Annotated in this window: 8 protein-coding genes; 5 read left to right on the top strand and 3 right to left on the bottom strand. The window is 63.3% G+C overall.

Features of this window, described 5'->3' with window-relative positions; genetic code table 11:
- Nucleotides 1–151 precede the first annotated feature (151 nt).
- Nucleotides 152–1375 (top strand): MFS transporter, encoded by a 1224-nt coding sequence (locus ACFE8X_RS14205; protein ID WP_375452139.1) that lies wholly within the window; start codon nucleotides 152–154, stop codon nucleotides 1373–1375.
- A gap of 9 nt (nucleotides 1376–1384) precedes the next feature.
- Here ACFE8X_RS14205 and ACFE8X_RS14200 read toward each other — a convergent pair whose 3' ends face one another.
- A complete protein-coding gene (locus ACFE8X_RS14200) occupies nucleotides 1385–2437 on the bottom strand; it encodes a LacI family DNA-binding transcriptional regulator (protein ID WP_375452138.1) in 1053 nt (350 codons plus the stop codon).
- Between the two features lie 235 nt (nucleotides 2438–2672).
- Between ACFE8X_RS14200 and ACFE8X_RS14195 the strand changes: the two genes are divergently transcribed.
- The 4 genes from ACFE8X_RS14195 (at nucleotide 2673) to ACFE8X_RS14180 (ending at nucleotide 8201) form a co-directional block, all read left to right on the top strand.
- Nucleotides 2673–5024, top strand: a complete 2352-nt coding sequence (locus ACFE8X_RS14195) for a family 78 glycoside hydrolase catalytic domain (RefSeq protein ID WP_375452137.1) — start codon at nucleotides 2673–2675, stop codon at nucleotides 5022–5024.
- Between the two features lie 104 nt (nucleotides 5025–5128).
- Nucleotides 5129–6397 (top strand): ABC transporter substrate-binding protein, encoded by a 1269-nt coding sequence (locus ACFE8X_RS14190; protein ID WP_375452143.1) that lies wholly within the window; start codon nucleotides 5129–5131, stop codon nucleotides 6395–6397.
- A 77-nt stretch (nucleotides 6398–6474) separates the two neighbouring features.
- A complete protein-coding gene (locus ACFE8X_RS14185; protein WP_375452136.1) occupies nucleotides 6475–7377 on the top strand; it encodes a carbohydrate ABC transporter permease in 903 nt (300 codons plus the stop codon).
- Nucleotides 7374–8201 (top strand): carbohydrate ABC transporter permease, encoded by an 828-nt coding sequence (locus ACFE8X_RS14180; RefSeq protein ID WP_375452135.1) that lies wholly within the window; start codon nucleotides 7374–7376, stop codon nucleotides 8199–8201. The genes ACFE8X_RS14185 and ACFE8X_RS14180 overlap by 4 nt, the downstream gene beginning before the upstream one ends.
- Here the strand turns inward: ACFE8X_RS14180 and ACFE8X_RS14175 are convergent.
- Together ACFE8X_RS14175 and glpK are read right to left on the bottom strand one after the other, a co-directional pair.
- Nucleotides 8191–8715 carry a transcriptional regulator gene (locus ACFE8X_RS14175; protein WP_375452134.1) on the bottom strand — a complete coding sequence of 175 codons (525 nt, stop codon included), beginning with the start codon at nucleotides 8713–8715 and terminating at the stop codon, nucleotides 8191–8193. The two genes, ACFE8X_RS14180 and ACFE8X_RS14175, sit on opposite strands and share 11 nt — an antisense overlap.
- Before the next feature lie 66 nt (nucleotides 8716–8781).
- Nucleotides 8782–10278: a glycerol kinase GlpK gene (gene glpK, locus ACFE8X_RS14170; RefSeq protein ID WP_375452133.1), complete on the bottom strand. Its 1497-nt coding sequence runs from the start codon at nucleotides 10276–10278 to the stop codon at nucleotides 8782–8784.
- Nucleotides 10279–10310: the final 32 nt, after the last annotated feature.

The raw sequence follows: 10310 nt of genomic DNA, 5'->3' as shown, positions 1-10310 counted from the left end.
TCTCGCCGCATGCCGTTTGACTGCCATCCAACCGCCCGGCACAACCGCGCGGCGCATCCGCACGTCCTGAACTCAAAAATAATCCTCCGGCCCCGTCGATTTGCCTCCGGGCCAATCGTCTATACTGCGCAAACACGCTGGGGAGGCGACAATGGAAAACCGGTATGGCTGGGTCATCGTGGCGGCGGGGGCGCTGATCACATGCGTCGCGATGGGGGCGATGTTCGCCCTCCCCGTCTATCTGCAACCCATGGCGGACGAGACCGGCTGGAGCCGGGCCGGGATTTCGCTGGCCATGACCTTCGCCTTCATCGTCATGGGCGTTTCTGGCCTTGGCTGGGGCGCGGTGACCGATCGGATCGGGCCGCGGCCGGTGGTGTTGATCGGGTCGGTCATGCTCGGCGTCGGGCTGTTCCTCGCCAGCCGCGCACCAAACCTCGTGGTCTTCCAGATTGCCTATGGCGGGCTGTGCGGCGCCTCGGTGGGCGCCTTTTTTGCGCCGATCATGGCAACGACCCTGGCCTGGTTCGACCGGCACCGCAGCCTTGCCGTGTCGCTGGTGTCGATCGGCGGGGGCGTGGCTCCGATGGTGGTCACCCCGCTCGCCAGCGTGTTGATCACCGCCCATGGCTGGCGCAGCGCCATGCTGATGATCGCCATCGGCGTCTGGGCGATCCTGGTGCCCGCAACTTTCCTGATTCGCCGCGCCCCCGCAGCGTTGACGGCACCGGCTCCCGCCATCGCCGCGCCTGCGGCCGGTCAAGCCCCGCGCTCAGGGGCGTCAGCGGCGTTGCGCACGCCGCAGTTCATCGTGCTCGCCGCGGTATTCTGCCTCTGCTGCGCCGCTCATTCCGGGCCGATCTTTCACACCGTCAGCTATGCCATGCTGTGCGGCGCCTCGGCGCTGGCGGCGGCGAGCATCTATAGCGTGGAGGGCGTGGCGGGCCTGTTGGGGCGATTGCTGTTCGGCCTGCTGGCCGACCGGGTCGGCGTCAAGCGCGTCATCGTCGGGGGTCTTGTGCTGCAAGCGGCGGGCATCTTCACTTATATCTATGTCAGCGAGCTGACCCATTTTTACCTCCTGGCCAGCGTTCTGGGCATGGCCTATGGCGGGGTGATGCCGCTTTACGCGGTGCTGGCGCGCGACTATTTTCCGCCCCAGATCATGGGCACGGTGCTGGGCGGCATCACCATGACCTCCAGCATCGGCATGGCGATCGGGCCGATCGGGGGCGGCTGGATTTTCGATACCTTCGGGGATTACCACTGGCTCTATGTCGCCTCGGCCGCCATCGGGCTGGGCGCCGCCGCCGTTGCGCTGACCTTTCCCCGGCCGTCCGCCCCGGCAGTTATCGGCCGGCTGGCTCCTGCGTGACGGAGCGCGCTACCCTTCGGCGTCGGCACCCTTGTGCGATCGCGCCTTGGAACTGCCGCGCACCACGAGGCGCGGCGTCACCACGAAGTGCTCGGCCTGGGTGCGGCCCTTGATGCGCTCGATCAGCAGGCGGGCCGATTGTAGGCCCAGCACCTGGCCGGACTGGTCGATGCTGGTCAGCGCGTTCTGCGCCAGGTCGCAATCGGTGGTGTTGTCATAGCCCACGATGGCCACATCGCCTGGCACCGAAAGCCCCATGTCGCGGGCCACGCTCAGCGCTTGGAAGGCGATGAAATCGGTCCAGCAGAAGATTGCATCCGGCCGATGCTTGGAGGCGAGCAGGTGCTTGATCGCGGTCTGGGTGTCGCGCACGGTCTGCTCGGCATAGAGCACATGGATATTACGCCCGAGGCCCAGTTCGGTCATGGTGGCGCGATAGCCGATCTCGCGCTGCGTCGTCACGAGAAAGCCGTGCGCCAGTTCGAGCTGGATGTTGAGAAAGGCGATCTTGCGATGGCCGCCCTCGGCCAGGTGCCGCACGACAATGCCGGCGCCCAGAGCGTCGTCGTTGTTGACCGTATCGAGATCGGTGGCGGCCCGTTCATGGTGGCCGATCATCACGATGGGCACCCGCTCGGCGATCAGCGAGGCTTCGAGCGAAGCCATGCGTGGCGCGACCAGGATGAGCCCGTCCATCTGACGATCGATCATGGCATTGACGATCGCCAGTTCGTTGGACGGGCCGGAGTTGGAAATGCCCAGCAGCGGCTGGTATTGCGTACGCTCCAGCGCCGAATTCACCCCGGACATGATATCGGCGAAAAACGGGTTGCGGATATCGGAGAACAGCACGCCCAGCGTATAGGTCTGCCCCCGCATGCCCCGCGCCGCCGCGTGCGGCCGGTAGCCCAGCGTGGTCATCGACGCCTGCACCTTGGCACGCAGCGCTTCGCTGACGCCATAGGCATCGCGCAGCACTTTGGAGACGGCGGCGACCGACACGCCGGCGTCTTCCGCCACGGTCCTGATCGTCACCCGCTCGCTTTTCTTTTTCGGCATCATCAGGCTGCTGGTCCCCTGGCGTCACAATTAGCAGGGCCGGACGGCGCGGTCGAATCTGCCGCTTTGCCGATGACTGGCGTCACGCCGGTTCCTGCATTTTTGATCTTGTGCCTTGCAGCAAGCCGTGCTTACAATGTGTAGAACGATATACATAGAACGGTATACGGCGGGTTTTACAAGCCCGAAGACGCGGCCAGAAACCGGTTCACGGTTCGCCCCGCAGGAGGAATTTACGATGAATGACGCCTCGCCCATCCGGGCCGCAGCAAGCCTGTCGGCACGCCCAAAATTCCGCTGGACCGCGCAGATGGTGCGCCCGCTCGCCGATGGGGGCGTCGAAACCCCGGCGTCGTTCCTGCGGCGCGCCTTTAGCTTGGCTACGCCGAGTGGCGGTGAGACGTTGCGGATCAGTGCGCAGGGGCTGTATCGCTGCTTCATCAACGGCCAGCGCGTCGGCAATGATGTGCTGACCCCCGGCTGGACTGCCTATGACCAGCGCCTGTCCTACCAGACCTATGATGTGGGCGCCCTGCTCCGGGGCGGCGACAACAACATCGATATCTGGCTGTCGGATGGCTGGTATCGCTCGCAACTGATGTGGGCCAGAAACCCCATTTACCACGCCTGGGGCGACAAGATCGCCGCGATTGCCGAGCTGCGCTCCGGGGCCGGGGACGATGCGGCAGTGTTGCTGGCGACCGACAACAGCTGGTCGAGTGGCCTGTTGCCGGTGCTGAAGTCGGGCATCTATTTCGGCGAGATTTACGATGCCCGCCGCGAAACTCTTGATGCCGTTTCCGGCAGCGAGGCCCTGCCCTTTGACCACACCACCTTGGTGCCGCACGAAACGGCGCCGGTGCGCGAACTTGAGGCGCTTTCGGTGCGCGAGACCTGGCAGGACGAGCAAGGCCGCACGCTCTATGACTTTGGTCAGAATATCGCTGGCTATGTCGCGTTCACCGTTGACGGCGAGCCGGGTGCGACGGTCACGGTGGAACATGCTGAACTGCTCGACCAGGACAATGTCTTCGACAATGCGAACTATCGCGGCGCCCAGGCGCGGATCGAATACACGCTCAAGGGCGATGGTCCTAAAAGTTACCGGCCTTATTTCACCTTCCAGGGCTTTCGCTATGCCCGCATCAGCATTGTCGGTGCGGCGACAATAAAGGCCATCCAGGCGGTGCCGATATCCTCGGCCCAGGTGCAGACGGGCTGGTTCACCTCGGGCAATCCGTTGGTCAACCGTCTGGTGGAAAATACGCTGTGGAGCCAGCGCGGCAACTTCATCGAAGTGCCCACCGATTGCCCGCAGCGCGACGAACGGCTGGGCTGGACCGGCGATGCGCAAGTGTTTGCGCCGACGGCCTGTTATCTCAACGACAGCGAGACGTTCCTGCGCAAGTGGCTGCGCGATGTGATGGCCGACCAGCGCGCGGATGGCGCCATCGCCCATGTCGTGCCCGATCCAACCCGGCTCCACCCGGACAAGGTGCCGGGGTTCTTCGGCTCGACCGGCTGGGGCGACGCCATCTGCGTCATTCCCTGGACGCTTTGGGAGCATTATGGCGACCGCTCGGTGCTCGAGGAAACGCTGCCGGCGATGGAGCGCTGGGTCGATTTCGTCTGGTCGATCAGCGATGCGCCGATCGTGCGGCCGCCCCGCGCCTGGGCTGCGCGCGGCTTCACCTTCGGGGACTGGCTGCAGCCCAAGGGGCCCAGCGAAAAGCCATTGCCCACGATCGGCGATGACGCCGCCGCCACGATCTATCTCTATATTTCCTCGACCATCACGGCCAGATCGGCCCGCGTCGTCGGCAACACGGCGCTGGCCGAGCGCATGGAAAGCCGGGCCGCGGCAGTCAAGGTGGCATTTGCCAGGGAGTTCATCACCGCTTCGGGTCGCTTGGCCTATGACGACCAGACCTCCTATGCGCTGGCTATCGTGCATGACCTGATCCCGCCCGAACTGTTGCCGGCAGCAAAAGCTTACTTCAAGGCGACGATCGCCCGCGCCGACGGCCGGATCGGGACCGGCTTCATCGGCACTCCGGCGCTGTTGCCGGCATTGCTCAAGATCGGCGAACCGGACCTTGCCGCCGCCGTGTTCCTCCAGGAAGAGGTTCCCGGCTGGCTCTACCAGGTCAAGCGCGGCGCCACGACCATCTGGGAGCGCTGGGATGCCATCCAGGCCGACGGCAGCGCGTTCGATCCGGCGATGAATTCCTACAACCACTACGCCTATGGCGCGGTGTGCCAGTGGCTGTTCGAGGCGGTGGCGGGGTTCCGCCCGGACCCGGCCCAACCCGGTTTCAAGCATATTATCTTCGAGCCGACCATCATCCCCGCCCTGTCGCCCGTCCAGGCATCGCATGACTCCATCGCCGGTCGGATCGAAGCCGGCTGGAGCGTGGATGGCGATCAGGTGACCTACACGATCACCGTGCCGGCAGGTGCCAGCGGTACGCTGGTGCTGCCTGCCAATGCCGGTGCCGTCAGTATCGATGGCGCTGCGCCAACCCATGAAACGCGCAGCCTGCTCGCGCCCGGATCGCACGAGGTGCGTTTCGCGATCAGCAGACCGTGAGGGAAGAGGAGCCCGCACGCAGACGCCGAAACATCAACATGCCGGTGACCGCCAAGCGGCGCCGGCAGTATGGGAGGACCACCATGTTTACCAGACGCACCGCATTGACTGCCGCCCTCGGCCTGGCCTTGCTGGGCAGCACCGCATTTCCGGGCATGGCCCAGGACGTAACCCTGTCGTTTCTGGTGGATAATACCGATGCTTCGACCACGACAGTGGCACAAGCGCTGATCGACGCCTTCGTCGCCAAGAATCCCAATATTGCCATCGAGCTGGAAACCCGCCCCGGCGGCGGCGAGGGCGACAATATCATCAAGACGCGCCTGGCGACGGGCGAGATGACCGATGTGTTCCTCTATAATGCCGGCTCACTGTTCCAGGCGATCAATCCGGCGCAAAACCTGGTGCCGCTGACCAATGAGCCGTTCGAGGCCAACGTCATCGACACCTTCCAGAAAACCGTGACGGCCGGCACGGACGTCTACGGCGTGCCCTTCGCCACCGCCATGGGCGGCGGGGTGATGTACAACAAGAAGATTTACGCCGATCTCGGCCTGTCGGTGCCCAAGACCTGGGACGAATTCATGGCCAACAACGAAAAGATCAAGGCTGCCGGCAAGGTCGCGGTCATCCAGAGCTTCGCCGATACGTGGACCAGCCAGTTGTTCGTGCTCGGCGATTTCTACAATGTGGTGAGCGCTGAGCCGGATTTCGCCGAAAGGTACACCAACAACCAGGCGAAATACGCCACGGACGCAGCCGCCATCAAGGGCTTCGAGCGGCAGGAAGCCGTGTTCAAGGGCGGCTATCTCAACGAGGACTTTGCGGCCGCCAAGTTCGACGATGCCATCCGCATGCTGGCAACCGGCGAGGGCGCGCATTACCCCATGCTAAGCTTTGCCGCCGGTAACGTGGTGTCCAACTATCCCGACGAGCAGGCCGATGTCGGCTTTTTCGCGCTTCCGGGCGACGATGCCGCCAAGAACGGTTTGACCGCCTGGATGCCCTCGGGCCTTTACATTCCCAAGACCTCGCAGCACCAAAACGAAGCCAAGCAATTCCTCGCCTTTGTCGCCAGCACAGAAGGGTGCGAAGCGCAAACAGCAGCTGTAGGCGCCACCGGACCGTACCTGATCAAGGATTGCGCCCTGCCCGCCGACGTGCCGGCGGTCGTTGCGGACTTGCTGCCCTATTTCCAGCGTGATGGCGGCACGGCGCCCGCGCTTGAATTCCTGTCGCCAATCAAGGGGCCGGCGCTGGAGCAGATCACCGTCGAGGTTGGTTCCGGCATCCGGTCGGCTGCGGACGGCGCCGCGCTCTACGACGAAGACGTCAAGAAGCAGGCCCAGCAACTAGGGCTGGGCGGCTGGTAAAATTGATCTCCCTCGCTTCCCGCAATCGGCGTCCGGCCCCGGCACGGGGTCGGGCCTTCACAGGAGCAGCGACGTCGATGCGCGAGGCCACTACTTCCCCCGCCGCACGCCGTTCCGGGCGCGCCCGCGGCTCGGCCTATCCCAGCTGGTTTTACCTGCCGGCGGCCATCGTTTATGGCGTCCTGTTCCTGTTTCCCACCATCGCGTCACTGTTTTTCAGCTTGACGCGATGGACCCTGTTCGAAGCCGAATTCATTGGCCTGGCCAATTTCGAGCAGTTCTTTCGCGAGCCGTTTCTCGTCAAGGGACTGGTCAATACGCTGATCTACGGGGTGCTGACATCGGGCCTTAAAGTGGTGCTCGGCTTTTTGCTTGGTGTGTTGCTGACCAGCCAGATCATCGCGCGCGGCTACCTGCGATCGGTGCTGTTCTTTCCGGTCCTGGTCTCGACCGTGGGCGTCGGCATCACCTTTACCGTGATGATGCACCCCACCACTGGCGTGATCAACGAGACGCTGGCCCTGTTCGGCATCAAGGGCCCGGGCTGGCTGACCGATCCGTCGCTGGCGCTGATCTCGGTAGCCTTGGTCGATGTCTGGAAAGGCGTCGGCCTTGCCACCGTCATCTACATTGCCGGCATCGTTTCCATCCCGCAGGAATATTACGAGGCCGCGCGCATCGACGGCGCCAATAGCTGGGACAGTTTCTGGAATATCACCCTGCCTTTGGCCAAGCCGGCGACGGTCACCGTGATCATCCTCAGCCTGATCGGCGGCTTGCGCTCGTTCGATCTGATCTGGGCCATGACCAAGGGCGGTCCAGGCTTTACCTCCGACGTGGTCGCTTCGGTGATCTACAAGCAATACCAGGCGGGATTTTATGGCCTCTCCACCGCCGGCAACGTGGTCCTCTTCATCCTTGTCGCCGCGATCATCGTGCCACTCTCGGGCTTTCTCAACCGCCAGGGAGACGAGCCATGAGTTACCTGCGGCGAAACTGGATCGGGCTCCTGGCGCTTTTGCTATCCAGCGTGGTTTTCCTCGTGCCGTTCGCCTTCATCCTGCTCACCGCGATGAAGGACAAGCGGCAATCGGCACTGCGCGAGTTCTCGTTGCCCAGCGAATTCCATCTTTGGAGCAATCTGGTCGAGGTGATCCAGACCCGCAATTACATGGTGGTCACGGCGTTCGTGAACAGCGCCATCCTGACCGTCGCCAGCGTTACGCTCCTCGTCATCATGGCAGCCATGGTCGGTTTCGTGCTGCAGCGCAAGCGCACCGTCTGGACCGGTCTGGTCAATTTCCTGGTGCTGGCCGGGTTGATCATTCCCCCTGCGGTGGTCCCCACCATCTGGGTGTTGCAAGGACTTGGGCTGTTCAAAACCCTGCACGGGCTGATCCTGATCGAAGTGGCGTATGGCCTCTCGTTCTGCGTCCTGCTGTTCAAGGCCTTCGTCGCCACCATTCCGCGTGAACTCGATGAGGCGGCCATCATCGATGGCGCCAGTCCGTTGCGGCTGTTTTTTCAGATCGTGTTGCCGCTGCTCAAGCCGGTGGTCATCACCGTGATCCTGGTACAGTCGGTGGCGATCTTCAACGATTTCACCAATCCGCTGTATTATTTACCGGGCAATCAGAATGTGACGGTGCAACTGACCCTCTACAATTTCCAGAGCCAGTTCAACACGTCGTACAATCTGCTGTTCACCAATATCCTGCTGATCACCATTCCACCGCTGATCGTGTTCCTGTTCTTCAATCGCCAGATCGTGGCGGGCATGACGGCCGGCGCCGTCAAGGGGTGAAGGCCCTAATCCAGGCTCTCGACGATATGGCGCCAGATCGCCCATTCGCGCCGCGCGTCCTCCACTGCCGATGGGCCACGGCCCGTGCCTCGGACCGCGTGCGCGCTTCGGCAATACGGTTCGCAGCATGCTTCGGGCCGACACGGGCCTGTGCCGCCTCTACGAACGTCTCCTCGGTATCCTTGAGGCGCAGCAGGTGCCGCGGGTGTCCGGCTGCACGCAGCAACATGCTCAGCCAGTGGCCATCCCATGAAGGTGCGCTGGCATAAACGATGTTGCCGGCGAAGATTTCGATCAGCCGGGCGCAAACCAGTTCGTGCGGCGTGCCGTCCCGAAGCAGTTGTTCGCGGGAGATGCCGTGCAGAGCCTCGGCCTTGTTGTCCCAATCGTGCCATTCGGGCGCCCGGCGGATCAGATGACCCTCTCCCGTGCCGTCCTCGAGCACCCATCCCACCTCGATGGGATAGCTCTGCTTGCTGAGCGAGGACGCTTCGAAATCGAGAAAGATGCGCATTGGGGCAGCATAGCCAAGCTGGCGGCGACCCGCTACCGCACGTCCGCTGGAACAAATTGTACCGCTTTACTTGGACGGGGCCGACAACGTTCGCCGTACCGCCTCGCGCCAACCGCGCAGCTTGGCCTTTCGCGTTTTGGGCGGCATGCTAGGCCAAAATGTCCGATCGCTCTCGCGCTTCGCCGCAAAACCGGTCGCGTCGGGCCAGATGCCGGCTTTCCATCCGGCCAGCCAGGCTGCACCCCGTGCCGTAATTTCGGGATCGATCGGGCGGTCCACCACCACCTCGACCACATCGGCCAGAAACTGCATGGTCCAGTCGGATGCCACCATGCCGCCATCGACACGCAACACGATATTGCGCGCGCCGCGCCAGTCCTTGCGCATGGCATCGATCAGATCGCGGCTTTGATAGCCCACAGCCTCCAACGCGGCGCGCACCAGTTCGGGCTTCCTCGTGTCGCGGGTCAGCCCGTAAATAGCGCCTCGCGCGTCATTGTCCCACCATGGCGTACCCAGCCCGGCAAAGGCCGGCACCAGATAAACCGCATGATCCGGATCGGCTGCCTTGGCCATGGCGTCGCTGGCGCTGGACTGGTCCATGACGCCGATATCGTCCCGCAGCCACTGTACAGCGCCGCCGACGATGAAAATCACGCCTTCCAGCGCGTAGGTGGTCTGCCCGTTCAACCGATAGGCAATGGTGGACAGCATGCGGCTGCGCGAACGGACTAGCGTGTCGCCTGTATTGAGCAAGGCAAAGCAGCTGGTGCCATAGGTCGATTTCATCATCCCGGGCTCAAAACAGGCCTGTCCGATCAGGGATGCCTGCTGGTCGCCGATCACGCCGTGGATCGGGATCGCCGCACCCAGGATATCGGCATCCGCCTCACCGTAGTCATCGGCGTTGTCCTTGACCTCGGGCAAGATATTGGCGGGCACCTCGAACAGCGCGAGCAGTTCGGGGTCCCAGGTGTTGGTTCGAATATTGAAAAGCGCGGTGCGGCTGGCGTTGGATGCGTCGGTCGCGTGGAGCTTGCCGCCGGTGAGCCGCCAGATCAGAAAGCTGTCGATGGTGCCGAAGGCCAGTTCGCCTTTCCGCGCGCGTTTGCGGGCTCCTTTGACATTGTCGAGAATCCAGCGGATCTTGGGACCGGAGAAATAGGGGTCGAGCAGCAGCCCGGTGCGCCGCGACACCATGGTCTCATGGCCTGCCTGCTTGAGCCGGGCGCAGCTATCGGCGGTGCGGCGGTCCTGCCAGACGATGGCATTGTAAATCGCCCTGCCGGTGTCACGATCCCAGATCACCGTGGTTTCGCGCTGGTTGGTAATGCCGATGGCGGCAACATCCCTGGCGGTTATGCCCGCCTTGCGCAGCGCCGTCTTGCAGGCCCAAAGGCAGGTGGCCCAGATTTCCTCGGGAACATGCTCGACCCAGCCGGGCGCCGGATGGTGCTGGGTGAAGTCCATCTTGCCCATTCCAACAATGGCCTGACTAGTATCGAAGACGATAGCGCGGCTCGATGTCGTTCCCTGGTCGATAACCAGAATATAGGGTCCCATGACCTTTGCCCTGCCGGCGCCAGGCTGTTTGG

It is taken from the genome of uncultured Devosia sp., from assembly GCF_964244875.1.
Lineage (GTDB): Bacteria > Pseudomonadota > Alphaproteobacteria > Rhizobiales > Devosiaceae > Devosia.
This window is presented reverse-complemented; position numbering and strand designations above follow the sequence as displayed.

Bases quoted from the DNA above. Each gene is read 5' to 3' on its own strand.
- ACFE8X_RS14205 (WP_375452139.1), top strand. From the start codon at position 152: ATGGAAAACCGGTATGGCTGGGTCATCGTGGCGGCGGGGGCGCTGATC.
- ACFE8X_RS14200 (WP_375452138.1), bottom strand. From the start codon at position 2,437: ATGATGCCGAAAAAGAAAAGCGAGCGGGTGACGATCAGGACCGTGGCG.
- ACFE8X_RS14195 (WP_375452137.1), top strand. From the start codon at position 2,673: ATGAATGACGCCTCGCCCATCCGGGCCGCAGCAAGCCTGTCGGCACGC.
- ACFE8X_RS14185 (WP_375452136.1), top strand. From the start codon at position 6,475: ATGCGCGAGGCCACTACTTCCCCCGCCGCACGCCGTTCCGGGCGCGCC.
- ACFE8X_RS14180 (WP_375452135.1), top strand. From the start codon at position 7,374: ATGAGTTACCTGCGGCGAAACTGGATCGGGCTCCTGGCGCTTTTGCTA.
- ACFE8X_RS14175 (WP_375452134.1), bottom strand. From the start codon at position 8,715: ATGCGCATCTTTCTCGATTTCGAAGCGTCCTCGCTCAGCAAGCAGAGC.
- glpK (WP_375452133.1), bottom strand. From the start codon at position 10,278: ATGGGACCCTATATTCTGGTTATCGACCAGGGAACGACATCGAGCCGC.